This window comes from Wolbachia endosymbiont (group A) of Ophion costatus, assembly GCF_963969245.1.
Classification (GTDB): domain Bacteria; phylum Pseudomonadota; class Alphaproteobacteria; order Rickettsiales; family Anaplasmataceae; genus Wolbachia; species Wolbachia pipientis.
In genome coordinates, this window is the sequence record NZ_OZ017714.1 from 1175769 (window position 1) to 1194849 (window position 19081).

Here is a 19081-nt window from a genome sequence, read left to right on the forward strand (position 1 = left end):
TGCAACTTTGATTTAATATACAATCCAAGTTTCATTTGAACACTCCCAAACTTATCACTTTATGCCACTGGTCTTCATCTAAAATTTCTACACCTAATTCCACTGCCTTTTTATATTTGGATCCTGGTTTTTCTCCTGCAATTAGGTAGTCAGTTTTAGCAGAAAGATGTGAGCTGACCTTTGCTCCTAGAGTTTTGGCTCTTACTTTTGCCTCTCCTCTACTCATAGCAAGTAGCTTACCAGTAAACACTATAATTTTATTATTTAAAACAGAGTTACTAGAGTTGGAGCTCACAGGAAGAATTTGAAGACAAGCAGTAAGATCATTTAACATTTTGATGTTATGTTCCTTAGAAAAAAATGATTCCAAAGATTCAGCTACTTTTTTTCCTATGCCGTCTATACCTACTAGCTCAGTATTATCTGATGACAGTTCAATCATCGAATTATACCAATTATCATAAGAAACATAATAATCTGCAAGCAATTCTGCTGCAACTTGGCCAATAAATCTAATACCTAAAGAAAATATAAACCTATCTAGAGTTATTACCCTTCTGCTTTGTATAGCATTTAATAAATGAGCTATTGATTTCTTGCCCCAACCAGACTGTTCTTCCAGATTAAATTCATCCAATCTTTCTTCTAAAGTAAAAATATCGGGAATTTGTTTTATCAGACCAAGGTCGTAAAAAAACTCTATCTGCTTATCACCAAGGCCAACAATGTCAAATGCATCTTTCGATACAAAATGCTTTAGTTTTTCTATTATTTGAGCTTTACAGGCAAATTCCTCAGGACATCTTACTGCAGCCTCTCCCTCAACCTGACGTACTTTACTACCACATTCAGGGCATACTTCAGGAAACATAAATTCAGGTGTATTTGGAAGACGAGAATCTCTGCTTACTTCAACGATCTGGGGAATTACATCCCCTGCCCTTTTGATTGTTACAATATCTCCCTCTCTTATGTCTTTACGTTTTATCTCATCTTGGTTATGCAGACTTGCTCTACTAACTAGCACCCCACCAACATTGACTGGCACTAAATCTGCAACTGGAGTTAAAACCCCTGTTCTGCCCACCTGTATAAATATCTTGTTTAACTTTGTTTTTGCATAAACCGCAGAAAACTTGTATGCAAGTGCTGAGCGCGGTGCTTTGTGAGTATTCCCTAGACGATTTTGTAGTACCAAATCATTTACTTTATAGACTATTCCATCAATATCATAATCCAAGTTATAGCGACAGTTATAGACTTCATTATAGAACTTCAGCATTCCATCTAAACTACTCGTTAAGGACTGATGCTCATTTACGCAAAAACCAAGTGCCTCAAGCTTATTTAGTACCTCACTTTGACTTTTCTCTGCTCCACCAATCAAAGAATAAGCAAAATATCTAAGAGGTCTGCTTGCTGTAATGTTTGCATCCAATTGCTTTAGAGAACCAGCGGCTGCATTTCGAGGATTGGCAAATTCATCGTTTTCATTTAACTTTAAAAAGTCGCTGTTACTGATGTATATTTCACCTCTTACTTCTAGTCTTCCTTGCACACCTTGCAAAAACTTAGGAAAGCCTTTTATTGTTGCAACATTGTGAGTGACATCTTCCCCTACAAAACCATCACCTCGAGTTGCAGCTTTAACAAATCTTCCATCCTCATAAATTGCAGAAAACGACAACCCATCAATTTTTGGTTCACATAATATCTCTATTTTGTCCTCAATTAAAAACCTCTTTATTTTAGACAAAAATTTCTCTACACCTTGTTCATCATAAGCATTCTCAAGGGAAAGCATAGGTTCTTGATGTTCCACCTTAGAAAACCTCTCATCAGGTGGAGCACCAACACTATCTTGTGTTGCATAAATTTCTGGCTCTATTTCAGCTAACTTTTTCTTCAGTTCATCATATTCAGCATCACTTATTTCTGGCTTATTTTTTTGGTGATACAAAACATTATGATAATTTATTTGATCTTGCAGTTTTTCTCTCATCTTTTCTAAGTTAGTCATGATACCAATATAATGCTACATTAGCCTTTGTCGTCAAGCTGTGAATTTTCTTGAATTTATCATATGGTCTTAATCCATCAAATATCAAAGGTGCCACAATGCTATAGCCATACTTATTCTTCTCTTGCTCAATTGTATTAGCAGATCTCGCTTGCTCTAGCCATATATTTATATAAAATTAAAATAAATTAGAGTAAACAATATTGCTATTTAAATGCTAACAAGATTCGCTCCAAGCCCAACTGGCTACCTCCACGTAGGAAACGTACGAACTGCCTTGGTTTGTTGGATGTACAAACGCAATCAAAATGGAAAATTTTTACTCCGTTTTGATGATACTGACCTTCAGCGTTCAGATGTCAAATATATAAATGATATCATACAAGATTTGAAATGGATTGGTATCAATTGGAATGCAAGTTTCAAGCAATCAGAGCGCTTTGAGCGTTACAATGAGGTGTTTTTGCAGTTAATAAAAGAAGGGCATATTTATGCATGCTATGAAACAAGAGAAGAGTTAGAAATTAAACGAAAATTGCAGTTAAAACAAGGACTTCCCCCGGTATATAACAGAAGCGCGTTACTTCTAACTGAGCAAGAGAAAATTCGTTATGAGCAAGAAGGAAGAAGACCACATTTTAGATTTAAGTTGGATAGAAATGAAGTTGTTAAATGGAATGATGAAGTTAAAGGTGAAATAAATATTGCAACCAGTAGCATAAGTGACCCCGTGGTAAAGAGAGAAGATGGAATGTACACATACATGTTACCTTCTGCTATCGATGATGTTGACTTTAATGTAACCCATATTGTACGCGGGGAAGATCATGTAACTAATACCGCAGTGCAAATTCAAATGATTAAAGCATTAAAAGCGAAAATCCCTACATTTGCTCACCTTTCTCTGCTACATTTTGATGATAGCAAGATATCCAAGCGAGTCGGTGGGCTGGATATCAAATCTATAAAAGAAGATGAAATTGAACCGATGGCACTAGTTAGTTATTTAGTGAAGCTTGGAACATCCAATCCAATTGAAGCTTGCGCCTGTATGCAATCTTTGATTGATTCATTCGACATTAAAAAATTTAGCTCAGCATGTACGCAATTTAGCTTGAGTGAAGCATACAAGCTAAATAGCAAAGTGCTGCAACAAATGCCATTTGAAATGGTGCAAGACCGTTTAAGTCAAATTGGAGTGGACTCCTCAGAGTTTTGGTATTTTATAAGGAACAATATAGAAAGGTTTTCTGAGGTGGCCAAGTGGTGGAAAATATGCAAATCCGATATAGAGCCTGTGATTCTTGATAAGGAGCTTATAAAAATTGCGTTCAATGCATTGCCCCAAGGTGATTGTAATGAAAACACGTTGTCAGAATGGGTCAAAACTATTCGACAAACAGTGGATATAAAGGCAAAAGACCTATTTACGCAGTTGCGCTTAGCTTTAACAGGAACAGAAACAGGCCCAGAGCTCGCTAAACTATTAATTTTTATCGGCAAAGAAAATATCATTGCAAGGTTAAAAGAAAAGTGAAAACTAAAGAATTATAGCTAATGCAATCCCTACGTCATACCGCGATTCATTCGCGGTATCCCTTAGCCGCTAACAAGCAGCGGGATGGCGATTGTCAGGGTGTCATCCAAGTAGCCTCTTTCTTGTCATCCCAGTGCCCAGACACTGGGATCCAGCCTTTCCATAATCATTAAAACATTGTATTTTAACTAAAACAGCTATTTTTATGCTCACCAACTTAATAAAATTCCTGGATCCCAGTGGGCTTTGTTGCATCGCTCTTCGGATAGTAGGTAACGTACAATAAATTCATGAAGCTATCTCAAACTTAGCCATGCCTATTTCAGTAAATTTGTTAAGCAAATAACATTTAGTTCCCTCTCACGATTCATTTCAGATTTGTTCCTAAAACTAAATCCAAATGTCTTTTTTAATCGCGAGAAAAAACCTTCTATATAAGATCTTTTTCCATAACTCATCTCTTTTTTCCACTTCTTTATACCATCTTCATCATATGACTTTATGAGCTTGACTGCAGAATTTCTCTCAGCCATATAGTCTAACTTTGGATGCTCTGCTGCGTTGTTTTTCGGAGGAATTTTCGTTTTTATACCATATTGATTACACAGCTTATAGAGCTTTTCTCTGTCATATGCCCTATCTGCATATAGTACTTTTATGACATACTGAAAATCGACTTCTTTTAGCAAATCACAAGCTCCATAGTGATCAGAGTAGACACCGTTACTGTATTTTACAGCTATGGCTTTTTTGCTGTTTGTATTCAACATTACATGCAATTTTCTTGTCTGTTCATAGCTGCGATACTTTCTATCTTCGCTATTTTCTTTGCTATGACCAGGAGTGTTGTTGTATATACTAATTCCTGTACTGTCTATAGCAATTTCGATATCTTCCATATTATTTTTATCAATTCTGCAATCATTGATCTTAATATTGAGTTTCTTAAACCTTCTTGATGATTGTGAATAGCTGATAACTTGCAAATTTTTCCCAATTTGCTCAAGGTATCCTGCTATAAACCCAACTGTTTGCCTCAGGCCTATTCTAAATAAACAAGTTATTATGTGCACCAAAATTACAACTTTATCGCTATAAATATTGTTGCCACCTGGTATTTTTGGACCATTCTCGTACCACTTTTCTATGGCTTCGTTGATATAATGAAAAATATTTCCTCTTTTTTCTAGAAATTTGTTATATTCGCTATGGTTACTGACCCTCATTTTTTGTGGCATATTTTTTCTTTCAAGGTTAAATGGCTATTTTATAATGAATTTTGTCAGTAGCCACCAGATTTTTCAGTTGCTATGCAACAAAGCCCACCCCACTGGTAGGAATTGCTCCCAAACTACAACGTTCGTACAGTTGTGGAATGAATCGCGGTATGACGATTCGCGGCGGTATGACGTCTGGCCTGCACTATAAGCTAATCATCATCTCCAAATATAGAGCTAATTTTTTTGCCCCCAGGAGAAAATTTATTAGTCCAACTGCTTTGCACTTTGGTTACGTCTTTAGTGGCAGTTTTATTGCTGTATTCCTTGATTTCCTTATCTATTCTCTCCATCATTTGTGAATCAAGGTAGCTCTTTTTCCATTGGCCAGTAGCAAGGAACACTTTGTTTAAGTCTTGAGTGCGGATTAAGTATTCTTTATCTTTAGGGTAAACCTCCTGCGCCCAAGCAAATAGCTCAAAATAGCGTGCAAATAATTCAGATGCACGTGATTTTGCAGTTTGATAAGCCTGTATCTCCTTAAATATAACTTGGCCGATAATTTTCTGCACAAGAATATTTGCTTGCTTTAGGTTCTGCTCAATATCCTGGTAAACTTTATGGAGGAATTCCTGCTCCAAATTTAAGTTCAGTTCATTTTCAACCATGTGTGAAAGTTCATGCACTATAATGTATGGGTTTGACTTCCTCAGTACAATAACATATCTATTTACACTGGAAGACCTGATTGTCTTAGATGTATGGTCCCAGAGAGTGATGGTATACTATCATCATCATTTAAGGAGTCATTATGGGACAGATATTACATGGGTGCGCCAAAACAACACAGACGATTCGTAGAGCAATACAAAATAGAAAAGAGAGCATAGCAAAACTCTCCAAGCATTATAACCTTAATCCAAAAACTATTATTAAGTGGAGAAAACGTTCATTTACGAAAGATGCTGATATGGGTCCAAAGCATCCAAGATCAACTGTTTTAACGCTAGAAGAGGAAGCTATAATAGTTACATTTCGCAAGTATACACTACTGCCACTAGATGATTGCCTTTACGCTCTGCAGTCTACAATTCCGCATTTGACTCGCTCTAGCTTGCATCGTTGTTTACAAAGACACAACATTAGCAGATTACCAACTGTTGATGGAGAAGTTAAGTCAAAAAAGAAATTCAAACAATATCCTATCGGTTACTTTCATATTGATATTGCTGAAGTTAGAACTGAGGAGGGCAAATTACATTTGTTTGTTGCTATTGATAGGACATCCAAATTTACCTATGTTGAGTTGTGTAACAGTGCTACAAAACCCATAGCTGCTGAGTTCTTACGTAATTTGATTAGAATTTTACCGTATAAAATCCATACTATTTTGACAGGTAACGGTATACAATTTACAAACCAGAAGCGTCATAAGTATGCTTTCCAACATATATTTGATAGAGTTTGCGAAGAGAATGTTATTGAACATCGTTTGACAAAAGTTAGCCATCCTTGGACGAATGGGCAAGTCGAGCGTATGAATAAAACTTTAAAGGATGCTACAGTTAAGAAGTATTACTATCAATCGCACCAGCAACTTAAAGAACACCTTTATAACTTTGTTATGGCTTATAATTATGCAAAGAGACTCAAAACTCTTAAGGGTCTTACTCCTTATGAATTTATATGTTATCAGTGGACACAGTCTCCAGAATTATTTATACTAAATCCACACCATCACACTCTGGGACCATACATCTTACACACTCCCTCTTCCATATCCACTAATCCCTCTTGGTATATTTCAAATGAGAGCCTATTTTGCTTTATTAGTGATAAAGTGAGGTTTAATGTGTTTCTAAACTTCTCAAATTGATAGAGATATTCGACATACCGTATTGCATTTTCACTGCTTCCTACTTGAGTTGCTTGTTTTATTAAATTCCTGATTAGCATACCTTATTATTAAAGGAATTTTTTTTATACTCAAGAATTGATTGGCTACAAAGTGTTTTTAGGAAGCCTGATTGCATAGCTAAAGTAATTCATGTTTACTGATAACCGTCATACCGCGATTCATTCCATAGCTGTACGAACATTGTGATTTGAGAGCAATTTCCATAAGGGAGGATGTCATTCCAGTGCCAAGCACTGGAATCCAGCCTTTCCATAATCATCAAAACATTGTATTTTAACGTAAAACAGCTATTTTTATGCTCACCAACTTAATAAAATTCCTGGATCCAAGTAGTCAGGGCACTGGGATGACATTACAGGGGCACTGAAATGACACCATTTTCGGTCTCTTAAATTGCTTTAGCCATAAATATTTAAGAAATTTACTAAATAAAAAAAAGGCAAAAGAAGCCCCGTGGTGGTTGGCTATTTACTATGTACTAAAATATCGGCGTTTTTTTTATTCTAAAACGCTTGATTAAGAGCGATTTAGCTGCTTTTAACTTGCAACTAACCTACACCGCAAGTGTTTAAGAAATTTACTAAGCAGGAAAAAAGGCAAAGAAACCCCGTAGTAGCTAGCATTCAAATTCTCCCTTGTCAATTTGACGTTTTTTGCTGTCTTAAACGCTTTGTAAGCGCGTTTCGGCTTATATAGGTAAAAACCTAAAAATTTTTAAAGACATGCGATGCACGTAGTGCGAAAAATTAAACATGAGACGCCAAATACCCTAAGTTTTTTGTCATTAACCTGCACAGATTGCGAAGATAAATAAATAGCTTCACTGTTATGATAAGGGGGCTGGCGAAACTTGTAAAGGAATTTTTTACATCTAATTTATAGCTCCCTGCATGATATCACGTATTATCTATACCAAGGAGTTCTGCTTGTAGATATTATACCAACAATCCACTATTTTTTTTATGTCTTGTGGTTTAGTTTCTGGACCTATACTGATTCTAATTGAACACTCTGCTTGCTCTTTTGTTGCCCCCATTGCAAGCAAAACATGGGAAGGCTCAACTTTTCCAGAAGAACATGCGGAGCCATTACTAACTGCAATATGATTCAAGTCAAAATGCATAAGCTGCACATCACTCTTTACTCCTGGCATATAAATAAAACTTGTGTTTGGCAGCCTCTTAGAGTTTTTACCGAAGATTCTTATGTCACTGGCAAGATTTAATAATTCACACTCTAATTGATCACGTAGCTCCTTTACTTCATCCATTTTTGATAGAAGGTCTGGAATATTTTGCAGTGCAGCAGAAAGGCCTGCAATCGCAACAATATTTTCCGTACCACCACGAAATCCCTTCTCTTGTCCACCACCTATTATAATAGGTTCTATCGCAAGTTCTTTATTGAATATTAAAACTCCACTGCCTGCTACACCGCCAAATTTATGGGCGGATAAAGTGAGTAAATCCACTCCTAAATCTTCCACATTAACTTTAATTTTCCCAACACTTTGAGCAGTGTCAGTGTGGCAAATTGCTCCAAACTTGTGTACTATTTTAGCTATTTCCTCAATAGGTTGAATAACTCCGGTTTCGTTATTTGCCATCATAACTGAAACTATTGCTTTGTTTCCTTTAAGTTCGCTTAGAATTTTTTCTAGCTCTAAAAAGTCAACAATGCCCTCCTGATTAACAGGTATTATATATGGATTACATGCAGAATTAAGAATTGAAGGATGCTCTATAGCTGAAATTATATGCAGGTAGCCTGCTATTCCTCTCATAACAAGGTTATTCGCTTCAGTTGCACCAGACGTAAAAACTATTTCCTTATCACTTGAAACGCCAATAGCACCACGTACGTTATCTCTTGCATCCTGAAGAATCTTCCTCGCTTCTTGTCCTCTCTTATGTAGTGATGATGGATTGAGCGTTTGTTTTGACAAGACCTCAAATATACTTTTTTTTACATTTTCACTAATTGGAGCAGTTGCATTGTAATCAGCATATACGCAACCACTATTTTCTAAAGAGAATGGATTCATCTGTCACTTAAATAAGTTTACCATCAACTATAGCCATAACTATGTACGTTAGCTTTAACACGATAAAAAATTTATTGCAAAAACAGCGAAATTAATACATAATTAATAACTCACGTCATCAATACCTGTCAAGCAGGTTCTTATTAGGAGTTATCATGGTTGAAGTTTTTTTAAATAATGCAACAAGAAAGATAGAAGGTGAATACCACCAAAGCAAAGATGCCAACCCGCCGGTTGTGCTGGTTTTACATCATCATCCTCAATATGGTGGTAATATGGATAGTAAAATTGTACATAGTACATATACGTCTTTTATCGATAACAATTTTTCTGCATTGAAAATTAACTTTCGTGGTGTGGGAAAATCTACCGGAACTTTTGATAAGGGTATAGGAGAATTAACTGACGCTGCGGTAGCCATTGATTGGCTTCAGGAACATAATCCTAGCAATGTTCCAATTTGGATCGCTGGTTTTTCTTTTGGAGCATGGGTGGCTATGCAGCTAACAATGCGCCGCCCTGAGATAGTGGGTTTTATTGCTCTTTCTCTTCCGGTAACTAAGTACGATTTTTCTTTTCTTTCTCCCTGTCCAGTTTCTGGGCTTATAATACAAAGCAGTAATGATACAATCTCAGAAGAAAGCGATGTAACAGAATTAGCAAAAAGGTTGATAAATTCAGTAAGAAGTGATCACATGAAATACCATATAATAGATGATACTAATCACTTTCTAAAGGATAAAGAAGAGGAAGTGACTCAAATCGTGGACAATTATATAAAACTGCGCTTGAATAGTGCAACTATTTCTTTTCAAAAGGTCAAAAAAGAGGTAAGGGTAAAAGAATATGCCTAATCTTTACAAACAAGAGAAATGAGTGTAGTAATATAAATGAAAAGGTTTTGTTATGTTTAAAAAGCTGTTATTTTTTGTTTTAGCTGTGTTTATGTTATCGGGGTGTTCCCTAAGTAAACAGCGTAAGTTAAAAAGTCCGTGTATAAAAAGCAATGAAAGCATTTCATGCGAGTTGTACTCTGTTAATGATCATTGGTTAGATAAGTATAAGGCATAGAAATTATGCTATTTTTCCTATTCACAACTTCACTAATGATCGATCTCTCAATTGGAAAATGCAGTCTGCCTTTTCTGCAAGGAGATGATTGTGTGTTACTATAAGCATAGAGCTGTTATTTTCCTTTACGTATGAATGTAGCAGTAAAAACACGTTAAAAGAATTTGTTGGATCTAAGTTTCCTGTTGGCTCATCTGCAAGTAAAAGCTTTGGAGAATTTACAATGCTTCTTGCAATTGCAACTCTCTGCCTTTCCCCACCCGAAACTTCAGATACCATGCTACTTGCTTTGTTTTCCAGACCAAATTTTTCCAACATTGCTTGCGAATTTTTTTTTGCTTCAGCTTTGCTTTTTCCTGCAATGAGTTGAGGAAGCATAATATTTTCCAACACCGATAACTCTTGTAACAAATAGTGAAATTGATAAACAAAACTAAGAAAATTTCTTCTTACATGAGTTTTATGCTTATTACTGGCTTGTGTGCAATTTATTCCATCTATCGTAACTATACCTGAAGTTGGCTTATCCAATAAGCCTGCGATTTGCAATATAGTTGTTTTCCCTGCACCTGAATTGCCAATCAGCGCTACTACTTGCCCTCTTGTAACACTTAAGTTGATATCCTTTACAACAACAGAATTGTCCTTGAAGCTTTTATCTACAGAAGTTAGTTCTAGTGCTACATTACCACCCATGTTTAAAAGACCTATAACCATACAAATGTTGTGCTTGCATAGCAAATGATAGTGCATGACCAGTAAAAAAGAAATAGAAGAATAAACCTCAGTGTCAAGTATACAACTATATGAACGTTGTGACTTGAGAGCACCCTCCACCAGAGAAGAGTGTCATCCCAGTGCTTGACACCGGGATGACATCAAATTTTTGACTAAACTGAGAAGCTGTTGCCACAACCACACTGGGATTTAGCAAAGGCATTCTTTATTTGAAAACCAGAACCATTGAGATCCTCAGTATAATCTATAACTGAGTTATTTAAAAATTTTGCTGAACAATTATCAACCATTAATACAGGATTGCCATTTTCATCATTAATTACTATATCTTTACCTTTTTCGCTAAAACTGGAGTGGCTTCTATAGTCCTCGCTTTCTTCATCATCTTCATCTTCGTCATCAAACTCATCATCGTAATCATCGTCTTCATCATCCAAAGATAGATTTTTATTCATTTGATCCATAAGAAAATTGTATTTGAAGCCAGAACATCCACCACCTGAAACTGCAACCCGTAAAATGGAACTCTTATCCCCTTCCTGCTCTGCAAGAGAGTGGATTTTTTTTAGTGCATTATCAGTTAAGTTGATGTTGTAATTTGTTGACATAGTAACCACCGTTTATTATTGATAACTTATTATAGTAGAAATTTTACATGTCAAACAATAATTTTCTATTAAATTATGCATGTTTTCCAAGCAAAACAAAAGGGAGATACTTCAAAGAGCCAGAAGATGAGAATCGCAGCTGCTTTCAGCGTGATAGGGACCGTATCATTCACTCTAATGCGTTTAGAAAGTTGGAGTACAAAACACAAGTTTTTATCAATTATGAGCACGACTACTATCGCACTCGGCTTACTCATAGCCTTGAAGTTGCACAAATTGCAAGGTCCATTGCGCGTAGACTTGGCTTAAATGAGGATATCACTGAATGCATAGCGCTCGCACATGATCTTGGTCATCCTCCATTTGGTCATGCAGGTGAAGATGCTCTAAAGAAATCAGTTCAAGATTTGAATCTTGATAACGAGAAGTATGAGTTTGATCATAATGTTCAAGCTATAAGGATTTTAACTTATCTTGAACAAAAACATGCTGATTTTGATGGTATGAATCTAAGTTGGGAGGTGATTGAAGGAGTTGCAAAACATAACGGTCCCTTGCTTGGTCAAAACGCGGAGTCTTCTACAAGTAATCAGCTGTTATTAGAATACAACAAAAAATATGATCTAAAACTTGAAGAATTTTCAAGCATTGAAGCTCAAGTTGCTTCAATTGCCGATGATATTGCTTACAGTGTTCACGATCTTGATGATGCACTCAGGGCGAATTTAGTAACCATCGAAGATTTGCTGAATGTTCCTTTAATTGAAAAAATTTTTAAAGACATAAGGAGCAGATATTCAGAATTGCCTCAGAGCAAACTCATACATGAATCACTGAGTGGAACTATAGGAACTATGATAAGTGATGTTGTTTCTCAGACTGAAAGAAATATTGAAGATCACAAAATAAAAAGCGTAGAAGACGTAAGAAGTCTAAATAAAATGCTAGTCACATTTTCACCAGAAGTTGCGAATGCTACAAAAGAAATGAAAAGATTCAACATGGAGAAAATATACAGAAGCTATAAACTGAGTAGAACGATGAACAAAGCAAAACGCATAATACAGGAACTCTTTCAATGTTTTTATGAAAACCCAGGATTACTTCCCACAGAGTGGAGCAAACTCGCTTGTGAATCTCAGCGTTCAGTAATAATATGTGACTATATCTCAGGTATGACAGATAGATTTGCTATACACGAGCACAGAAGAATTTTTGATACCTCATACGAAATGACTTCTTTCTAATGACTGATGATCATTTCATGTCAATTGCATTAAGGCTTGCAGAAAAAAATCTTGGAAATGTTGCACCAAATCCTGCTGTCGGGTGTGTTATTGTAAAAGATGGTACAATTGTTAGTGAGGGATATACAGGGATTGGTGGGCGTCCGCATGCGGAGGTAGTCGCTTTGCAAAACGCTAAAGATTCAACTCATGGCGCAACTATATATATCACTCTTGAGCCATGTTGTCATCACGGAGTCACGGGGCCTTGCACTGCAAAAATCATAAAAGCTAGCATAAAAAGAGTAGTAATTGCAACTATTGACCCAGATAGTAGAGTTTCAGGCAGAGGCATGAAAGCTCTGAAAGAAGCAGGAATTGAAGTTGAGCAAGGTATTATGCAAAAAGAGGCAAAAGAACTGAATGTCGGTTTTTTCACCACTAAAGAATTACATAGACCATTTATAGCTTGCAAAGTCGCAACAACTCTTGACGGAAAAATCGCAACATTTACAGGCGATAGCAAATGGATAACAAGTGAAAATACGAGAAATTGGGTGCATGAGCTTAGAGCAAAATATGATGCAATTATGATTGGCAGCAATACTCTTATTAATGATGATCCACTCTTAACTTGCAGATTACCAGGACTTGGAAGTAGATCGCCAATAAGGCTAATTATAGATAGCCAAGGGAGATTAAAGGAAGAGCATAACATTGCAAAGACTGCAGACAAAGTAATAACTTGGGTCATCACAAATAAAGAAGTAGAGAAAAAAATAAAAAACATTAACTACTTAGTAGTTAATTCAAGCAACGCAGGTAAGGTTTGCCTAAAGGACATGGCATTAAAACTTGTTTCAGAAATTGGTATAACAAGATTATTAGTTGAAGGTGGAGGAGTGTTAATCACAGAACTATTAAAGTGTAATTTAATCGACAGGTTGATAATATGCCGCAGTGGTAAAATTTTAGGCAATGATGCCACTCCTTTTGTAGGAGATTTAGGGATTCAATTCATTAACAACTGTTATCAGTTTAAAAAAACAAAGATAATAGAGTTTGGTGAGGATATAGTTGAGGTTTGGGATAGGTCGTCATAATCCTTACATACTCAAACAGTAAAAAAAAGGTATCCGTTCAGCGGAGCGGTAAAATAAAAAGTAGACAAGGAGTGCTAAAAACATAGTATCACAAGTAGTATGTGTGGTAAATATGTCTGATCTACTAGCTAGTCTTCTCAAGCTCTGTGAAAGCTTTAAAATAGAGATAGAGCAACTAAAAGCAGAGATAAAGAGGTTAGAGATAGAAAACGAAAATTTTAGATCTGAGAATAAGGCGCTAAGAATCGAAAATGCTGAATTGAAAGAAAGACTAGGTCTGAATTCACAAAATTCATCGATACCGAGCTCAAAAGAGTTATACAAGCTAAAGAAGAAAAAGAAAAAAAGTGACAGGAAAATAGGGGCACAGATTGGGCATGAAGGAAAGTATCGCCCTAAAATGGAAGCAGATGAAGTGGTGAAAATAGAGTTCTTGCGAGTGCGGAGGAGAAATTGCGATATCGAAAGAGCCATACATTCATCAAAAAGTTGATTTGCCAGAAATTAAGCCTTATGTTGTGGAATACCAATTACAGAATGGCCGCTGTTGCAAGTGTGGAAAAAGAAAAAGTAGCAGGCTACTAGAAGGTGTTACTGCGGATACATTTGGTCCAAAAGTTAAGTCAACAATCGCGGCGCTGAGCGGATTTTACAAGAACTCGAAAAGAGAAGTAGCAAATATTATAAAAAATATTTTCAACCTGGACATCAGTGTTGGTAGCGTGTCAAATAGCGAGGCTAGAGTTGCAGAAAAATGCCAAGAAGCATATGAGCAAATCGAGCAAGAAGTAAGTAAAAGTGAAGTTCTGCATATCGATGAAACGAGCCATTATAACAAAGGTAAACTTGGTTGGTGCTGGATGTTTGCCAGTAATACAGCAAGTTTTATAAAATTGACAGAGTCAAGAGGAATGAAGGTTTTACAAAATAGTAAGTTCTGCAATCGCAATAGCTTACGACAGGTACGCAGCATACAACTACTTTGCCGATAAGAACAGGCAAATCTGTTGGGCACATTTATCAAGAGATTTTGAAAGATTAGCACATAGTTGAAGTTAAAGTTCTGGGCTGTTACTTAAGAAACGTAGCCACTGAATTATTTGCACTAAAAAAGGCCTTGCTAAAAAATGAGATAGATGTTTTTAGATTTACCAGACGTGCCAGAAAATTGCGAAAACGTACAAGGTATTACTTGAAGCCGTTTACCTGAAGCAATTGGAGCTTCTCGAGTTGCAAAAAATATTTTGAAATCTGAAAGAATAATGTGGAATTTTTTAGATGACCCAGAAAACATTCCGCTGACAAACAACCATGCTGAACAGCAGATACGGCATTATGTCGTTTATCGCAAAAATTCATATTTTACCCAATCGAAGCGGGGAAATGCATTCCTTGAACGGATAATTTCATTATACTTGACATGGAAACAAAGGGGTCTCAATCCTTTCCAAAACCTCTTATCTATCATCTCTCACACCGCTTAGCTGAACGGATACAACCCAAGAAAGGTTTTTCTACGTCATACCGCCACGGTATCTCAGCATAGATTCCGCTAACGAGTAGCGGAATGACGAATTTGTTGTTTTTCAAATTGTAGGTAAACCTAAGCCACTTTAGCTATATAGGGTCACAACGATGGATTTTTAAGATCATTTACGGCCTTCTTAATATCTTCAGCCTTGAATATCGCCGATCCCGCAACTAAAATATCTGCACCTGCTTTTATTATATCAGCTGCGTTAAAAGAGTTAATTCCACCATCTACTGAAATTTGTGTTTTAAGGTTACGCTCTTGTATCATTTTTTTTATAGTAGATATCTTGTTCAACTGTGAATGAATAAATTCCTGCCCTCCAAAGCCAGGGTTGACTGTCATAATCAGCACAATATCTAGCTCATGTATTATATATTCAAGCACACTTGGGGAAGTTGAAGGAACAATTGAGACTCCAGCTTGAATCGGTTTTTTTGCGTCGTTTACATTTTTGTATGACTTTATCTTTCTTATCAACCTCTCAAGGTGTATCTCTGCTTCTGCATGTACAGTAATAATATCAGCACCAGCATTTATAAAGCTTTCAATGTGGTTACCAGGAGATTTGACCATTAAATGCACATCAAAAGGAAGATTGCTGTATTTACGTATTGCAGAGACAACGCTAGAACCAATTGTAATATTTGGAACGAAATTCCCATCCATAACGTCTATGTGTATGTAATCTACACCTAAATCGCTAATTTTTCTTACTTCTTCTCCTAATTTTGCAAAGTCTGCTGAAAGTATAGAAGGTGCAATTTTAATACTCATGAGCTGCCTTTTTTACTAAAAAATAACTTATTTTTAAACTCTGTCACCCTAAACACCATCTAAGTAGCTAGAGAAGCTGGATACCGATATCGGTATGCCTATTTAACTAGATCTTAAATTAGATAAAAAAAGGTAGTCTTGATAAAACTTATTTACAGCAAGTTTTTTTACATTTGGACTTTCTGTTTGTTCTTTTTTGTACCCTAATTTATAGCTTATTGAATCCTTGTATAAACTGATCGTTTTGTATGCTTTGTTCATCTCTCTAGGAAAGATGCCATTAGCAATTACAATGCATAACCCTGTAGCTGTTGCAAAAGCTAGAGTGGTAAATGCTAGATTTTGTAAAAAATTCCTTCCACTAACTTTTTTTTCCTGTATATTAGCAGAGTGCTGTTTGTTTGACACTTCTTCTAGATATTCATGCCATATGTGATTGCAGTGCGTACACTTTACCTTTCTTCCAGATGCACCAATTTGCTCGGGGGATACTAAGTAAGTTTTAGTACAACTATTACATTGTATTTTCATAGCACTTACATATAAAGTAGTAACAAGCTCAAATGATACAGAGCTACAAATTTAATATCAATATATATATAACAAATGGAAGGTTTGCAACTAAAAAAAACACAGAGTGAGATAGAAAATATTTGGAAAAATAGAGAAAAATTTAATGACTGTAATCTAAAGAAAACAGCAAGAATAGCAATTAAAGAGGTAATTGAGCTCCTTGATAGTGGCAAAATTAGAGTAGCAGAAAAGCTATCAAGTGGAGAATGGGTAGTACATAAGTGGATAAAGCAGGCAATATTATTACATTTTCTCACCGAAGAAAATAAAATAATAGATAATACTAATTGCTGGTTTGATAAGATCGGTAACAAGTTTAGTGAATGGAATGAGGAGAAATTTCGCCGGTTAAAAATTAGAGCAGTTCCTGGGTGTTTTGTTCGCCGATCTGCTTATATAGGTACAAATGTTGTTCTAATGCCAAGTTTTATCAACGTTGGTGCATATGTTGATTCAGGAACAATGATAGATACCTGGTCAACGATTGGTAGCTGTGCGCAAATAGGAAAAAACTGTCATATTTCCGGTGGAGTGGGAATAGGTGGAGTTCTTGAGCCTATTCAAGCTTCACCTGTCATTATAGAAGATAATTGCTTTATTGGAGCACGTAGCGAAGTGGCCGAGGGTGTGGTAGTGAGAGAAGGATCAGTCCTTGGCATAGGCGTGTTTATTGGGGCATCAACAAAGATTATTGATAGAGAAACTAGCAAGGTATTTTACGGCGAAGTGCCACCTTATTCTGTAGTGGTACCAGGGTCTATTCCATCTAAAAATAATATTTCAACCTATTGTGCAGTCATAGTAAAAAAAGTGGATGAAAAGACGAGATCGAAAATCTCTATAAATGAAATATTGAGGGATTAAACTATCTTACTCCTTGTCGTCACTTTTTTTATCATTATTACTAACCACAGTAATGGCATACGCGCATAACTCTGAGAAAGAGACTCCATTTTCTTGAGATAGTTTATATAATTTTTGTAGACTTTCTTTTACTTTATTAGGAATATTCCCTCCACGTTCTTTTACAAGCCAGGAATCTTGATGATGAATTGGATGAGCATCACTTTTTGGATTTCCTATGTATATTGCAAAAGGTGAACTTTGTCCTTTGAAGTCACATTGTACAGTAAATTTTTTTATAGATTCAGCCATCTAAAGACCTCTACTTTTCTTTTTGGTCGATTTTATAGCAGGTGGAAGAGGTGGTTTCTTTATAAAATCTTGTCTATTGACAACACTTTCTCTACCTTCCAAAGCTCGGCGAACATCAGCTCTGCTTAATTGCGACTCTTTTGCTACCTTCATTCCATGCTTTGCCATAATATTAGCATATGCTAGTACTTTTTTTACCAATGCTAGATCACCATCTAGCATTTGAACTAGCACTTGAAACACTTCCGCTAAAGTTAGCCCATCAGCATTTATAACCTTGTTTTCTATAAAATTGACAGCTTCTTCAAATTTGTATTCAATACTATCATCTTGAGCTATAAGGGCAACATAATCGGTGTTTTTGTCGTCCATAACTGAAGCACTATTACTCACAAACTTAAGTGTATACTATATATATAAATACTCTACTATTTTATATTATGGCACGCTATAGTTAAACATTTATTAATAACATGCTCACTTATATACACGAATTAATTGACAAAAGTCAAGGATCAATATCCATCAGTGATTTCATGAATGCCGTTTTGTACCATGAAAAATACGGCTATTATACAAGTAAATTACCGCTTGGTAAGGATGGTGATTTTACTACCGCACCTGAGATCAGCCAATTATTTGGTGAAGTAATTGCAGTTTGGATAATGCATACATGGGAAAAATTAGGAAAGCCATCAAAATTTTCTCTAGTTGAACTTGGGCCAGGCAAAGGAACACTCATTCACGATATAATAAGAGTCACTAAAAAATACAGCAGCTTTTTTAATTCGATGTTGATCCACTTAGTTGAAATAAGCCCTACTTTACGGAAGATACAAAAGGAAAAATTAAAAAGCTTAGATGTTAATTGGCACAAAAATATTGACAACCTACCAGAACAACCAACCATTTTTTTAGCAAATGAGTTCTTTGACGCTCTTCCGATAGATCAGTTTGTATATCATGATGAGGGGTGGTATGAAAATATGGTGACAAAACAAGATGATGGCAGTCTCTTGGTGTCATGCCAGTGCGTGACACTGGAATCCAGAAAAAAAGAATCATGGATTCCAGTGTCAGCTACTCAGATGACAAATGGAAAATTTTTTAATGGTGCAGTGGTGGAAATATGTTCAGTTGGGGTTGAAATATTAAAAAAACTTGAGAAGAAGATATATAATAATAAAGGAGCTGCTTTGATTGTAGATTACGGTTATGTATACCCCGCATATAAGAGCACTTTGCAATCGATAAAACAACATAAGTATGCTAATTTTCTTGAGAATGTTGGTAATAGTGATATTACCGCACTTGTGAACTTTCAAGCGTTAAGAGATTCATTAAAGCATGTAGATTGTGAGATTTTAACTCAAAGGGAATTTTTATATCTTTTTGGCATAAAAGAAAGAACCCAGGCTTTAATGAAAAGCGCAAGTGATGAACAAAAGAATAGGATCTTTAGTGCATTCTTAAGGTTGACTGAAAATATGGGCACTCTTTTTAAAGCAATGCTATTGATATAGCTAACCCAAGAAAGGTTTCCCTACGTCATACCGCCGCGAT

Annotated in this window: 17 protein-coding genes and 2 pseudogenes; 8 read left to right on the forward strand and 11 right to left on the reverse strand. The window is 35.9% G+C overall.

The window, feature by feature from the left end; all coding sequences use genetic code 11:
• Window positions 1-31 precede the first annotated feature (31 nt).
• Window positions 32-2020 (reverse strand): NAD-dependent DNA ligase LigA, encoded by a 1989-nt coding sequence (ligA, locus tag AACH21_RS05880; RefSeq protein WP_338482434.1) that lies wholly within the window; start codon window positions 2018-2020, stop codon window positions 32-34.
• A 214-nt stretch (window positions 2021-2234) separates the two neighbouring features.
• Between ligA and gltX the strand changes: the two genes are divergently transcribed.
• Window positions 2235-3557, forward strand: coding sequence for a glutamate--tRNA ligase (gene gltX, locus AACH21_RS05885; RefSeq protein WP_338482435.1), 1323 nt, complete (start codon window positions 2235-2237; stop codon window positions 3555-3557).
• Window positions 3558-3659: 102 nt separating this feature from the next.
• Here the strand turns inward: gltX and AACH21_RS05890 are convergent, their stop codons facing one another.
• The 3 genes from AACH21_RS05890 to AACH21_RS05900 form a co-directional block, all read right to left on the reverse strand.
• Window positions 3660-3812: a hypothetical protein gene (locus tag AACH21_RS05890; RefSeq protein ID WP_338482437.1), complete on the reverse strand. Its 153-nt coding sequence runs from the start codon at window positions 3810-3812 to the stop codon at window positions 3660-3662.
• Between the two features lie 62 nt (window positions 3813-3874).
• Window positions 3875-4795, reverse strand: a complete 921-nt coding sequence (locus AACH21_RS05895; RefSeq protein ID WP_338482226.1) for an IS5 family transposase — start codon at window positions 4793-4795, stop codon at window positions 3875-3877.
• Window positions 4796-4986: 191 nt separating this feature from the next.
• Window positions 4987-5553 carry a hypothetical protein gene (locus AACH21_RS05900; protein WP_338482828.1) on the reverse strand — a complete coding sequence of 189 codons (567 nt, stop codon included), beginning with the start codon at window positions 5551-5553 and terminating at the stop codon, window positions 4987-4989.
• A gap of 32 nt (window positions 5554-5585) precedes the next feature.
• Here AACH21_RS05900 and AACH21_RS05905 point away from each other — a divergent pair.
• Window positions 5586-6530: pseudogene (locus AACH21_RS05905) on the forward strand (IS481 family transposase); the annotation flags it as partial.
• 1069 nt (window positions 6531-7599) lie between these two features.
• On the opposite strand, the gene AACH21_RS05910 reads toward AACH21_RS05905, so the two are convergent.
• Complete coding sequence (locus tag AACH21_RS05910) at window positions 7600-8736, reverse strand: cysteine desulfurase family protein (protein ID WP_338482438.1); 1137 nt, start codon at window positions 8734-8736, stop codon at window positions 7600-7602.
• A gap of 155 nt (window positions 8737-8891) precedes the next feature.
• Between AACH21_RS05910 and AACH21_RS05915 the strand changes: the two genes are divergently transcribed.
• Window positions 8892-9590 (forward strand): alpha/beta hydrolase, encoded by a 699-nt coding sequence (locus tag AACH21_RS05915; RefSeq protein WP_338482439.1) that lies wholly within the window; start codon window positions 8892-8894, stop codon window positions 9588-9590.
• A 238-nt stretch (window positions 9591-9828) separates the two neighbouring features.
• On the opposite strand, the gene AACH21_RS05925 is transcribed toward AACH21_RS05915, so the two are convergent.
• A complete protein-coding gene (locus AACH21_RS05925; protein WP_077188294.1) occupies window positions 9829-10503 on the reverse strand; it encodes an ABC transporter ATP-binding protein in 675 nt (224 codons plus the stop codon).
• Window positions 10504-10697: 194 nt separating this feature from the next.
• Window positions 10698-11153: a HesB/IscA family protein gene (locus AACH21_RS05930; RefSeq protein ID WP_338482440.1), complete on the reverse strand. Its 456-nt coding sequence runs from the start codon at window positions 11151-11153 to the stop codon at window positions 10698-10700.
• A 47-nt stretch (window positions 11154-11200) separates the two neighbouring features.
• Between AACH21_RS05930 and AACH21_RS05935 the strand changes: the two genes are divergently transcribed.
• The 3 genes and pseudogenes from AACH21_RS05935 to tnpC all read left to right on the forward strand — a co-directional run bounded on the left by AACH21_RS05935 (window position 11201) and on the right by tnpC (window position 14966).
• Window positions 11201-12400 (forward strand): deoxyguanosinetriphosphate triphosphohydrolase, encoded by a 1200-nt coding sequence (locus AACH21_RS05935; RefSeq protein ID WP_338482441.1) that lies wholly within the window; start codon window positions 11201-11203, stop codon window positions 12398-12400.
• Window positions 12400-13482: a bifunctional diaminohydroxyphosphoribosylaminopyrimidine deaminase/5-amino-6-(5-phosphoribosylamino)uracil reductase RibD gene (gene ribD / locus AACH21_RS05940; RefSeq protein ID WP_338482442.1), complete on the forward strand. Its 1083-nt coding sequence runs from the start codon at window positions 12400-12402 to the stop codon at window positions 13480-13482. Before AACH21_RS05935 ends, ribD begins: the two co-directional genes overlap by 1 nt.
• Before the next feature lie 112 nt (window positions 13483-13594).
• Window positions 13595-14966, forward strand: a pseudogene (tnpC, locus tag AACH21_RS05945) (IS66 family transposase).
• Between the two features lie 143 nt (window positions 14967-15109).
• Here the strand turns inward: tnpC and rpe are convergent.
• Both rpe and AACH21_RS05955 read right to left on the reverse strand, forming a co-directional pair.
• On the reverse strand, window positions 15110-15790 hold the full coding sequence (gene rpe / locus AACH21_RS05950; RefSeq protein ID WP_077188290.1) for a ribulose-phosphate 3-epimerase: 681 nt from the start codon (window positions 15788-15790) through the stop codon (window positions 15110-15112).
• 102 nt (window positions 15791-15892) lie between these two features.
• Complete coding sequence (locus AACH21_RS05955) at window positions 15893-16321, reverse strand: zinc-ribbon domain-containing protein (protein ID WP_236515113.1); 429 nt, start codon at window positions 16319-16321, stop codon at window positions 15893-15895.
• A 75-nt stretch (window positions 16322-16396) separates the two neighbouring features.
• On the opposite strand from AACH21_RS05955, the gene dapD reads away from it, so the two are divergent.
• Window positions 16397-17227 carry a 2,3,4,5-tetrahydropyridine-2,6-dicarboxylate N-succinyltransferase gene (gene dapD, locus AACH21_RS05960; protein ID WP_077188288.1) on the forward strand — a complete coding sequence of 277 codons (831 nt, stop codon included), beginning with the start codon at window positions 16397-16399 and terminating at the stop codon, window positions 17225-17227.
• Between the two features lie 6 nt (window positions 17228-17233).
• Here dapD and AACH21_RS05965 read toward each other — a convergent pair whose 3' ends face one another.
• Window positions 17234-17518 (reverse strand): DUF2610 domain-containing protein, encoded by a 285-nt coding sequence (locus tag AACH21_RS05965; RefSeq protein ID WP_010962783.1) that lies wholly within the window; start codon window positions 17516-17518, stop codon window positions 17234-17236.
• Window positions 17519-17890, reverse strand: coding sequence for a hypothetical protein (locus AACH21_RS05970; RefSeq protein WP_077188297.1), 372 nt, complete (start codon window positions 17888-17890; stop codon window positions 17519-17521).
• Between the two features lie 101 nt (window positions 17891-17991).
• On the opposite strand from AACH21_RS05970, the gene AACH21_RS05975 reads away from it, so the two are divergent.
• Window positions 17992-19041 (forward strand): class I SAM-dependent methyltransferase, encoded by a 1050-nt coding sequence (locus AACH21_RS05975; RefSeq protein ID WP_338482445.1) that lies wholly within the window; start codon window positions 17992-17994, stop codon window positions 19039-19041.
• The last annotated feature ends 40 nt before the right edge of the window (window positions 19042-19081 follow it).

What these genes read in the sequence shown, in the direction of transcription:
- ligA (WP_338482434.1), bottom strand. Translation starts at nt 2,020, where the DNA reads ATGACTAACTTAGAAAAGATGAGAGAAAAACTGCAAGATCAAATAAAT.
- gltX (WP_338482435.1), top strand. Translation starts at nt 2,235, where the DNA reads ATGCTAACAAGATTCGCTCCAAGCCCAACTGGCTACCTCCACGTAGGA.
- AACH21_RS05890 (WP_338482437.1), bottom strand. Translation starts at nt 3,812, where the DNA reads ATGCAACAAAGCCCACTGGGATCCAGGAATTTTATTAAGTTGGTGAGC.
- AACH21_RS05895 (WP_338482226.1), bottom strand. Translation starts at nt 4,795, where the DNA reads ATGCCACAAAAAATGAGGGTCAGTAACCATAGCGAATATAACAAATTT.
- AACH21_RS05910 (WP_338482438.1), bottom strand. Translation starts at nt 8,736, where the DNA reads ATGAATCCATTCTCTTTAGAAAATAGTGGTTGCGTATATGCTGATTAC.
- AACH21_RS05915 (WP_338482439.1), top strand. Translation starts at nt 8,892, where the DNA reads ATGGTTGAAGTTTTTTTAAATAATGCAACAAGAAAGATAGAAGGTGAA.
- AACH21_RS05925 (WP_077188294.1), bottom strand. Translation starts at nt 10,503, where the DNA reads ATGGGTGGTAATGTAGCACTAGAACTAACTTCTGTAGATAAAAGCTTC.
- AACH21_RS05930 (WP_338482440.1), bottom strand. Translation starts at nt 11,153, where the DNA reads ATGTCAACAAATTACAACATCAACTTAACTGATAATGCACTAAAAAAA.
- AACH21_RS05935 (WP_338482441.1), top strand. Translation starts at nt 11,201, where the DNA reads ATGTCAAACAATAATTTTCTATTAAATTATGCATGTTTTCCAAGCAAA.
- ribD (WP_338482442.1), top strand. Translation starts at nt 12,400, where the DNA reads ATGACTGATGATCATTTCATGTCAATTGCATTAAGGCTTGCAGAAAAA.
- rpe (WP_077188290.1), bottom strand. Translation starts at nt 15,790, where the DNA reads ATGAGTATTAAAATTGCACCTTCTATACTTTCAGCAGACTTTGCAAAA.
- AACH21_RS05955 (WP_236515113.1), bottom strand. Translation starts at nt 16,321, where the DNA reads ATGAAAATACAATGTAATAGTTGTACTAAAACTTACTTAGTATCCCCC.
- dapD (WP_077188288.1), top strand. Translation starts at nt 16,397, where the DNA reads ATGGAAGGTTTGCAACTAAAAAAAACACAGAGTGAGATAGAAAATATT.
- AACH21_RS05965 (WP_010962783.1), bottom strand. Translation starts at nt 17,518, where the DNA reads ATGGCTGAATCTATAAAAAAATTTACTGTACAATGTGACTTCAAAGGA.
- AACH21_RS05970 (WP_077188297.1), bottom strand. Translation starts at nt 17,890, where the DNA reads ATGGACGACAAAAACACCGATTATGTTGCCCTTATAGCTCAAGATGAT.
- AACH21_RS05975 (WP_338482445.1), top strand. Translation starts at nt 17,992, where the DNA reads ATGCTCACTTATATACACGAATTAATTGACAAAAGTCAAGGATCAATA.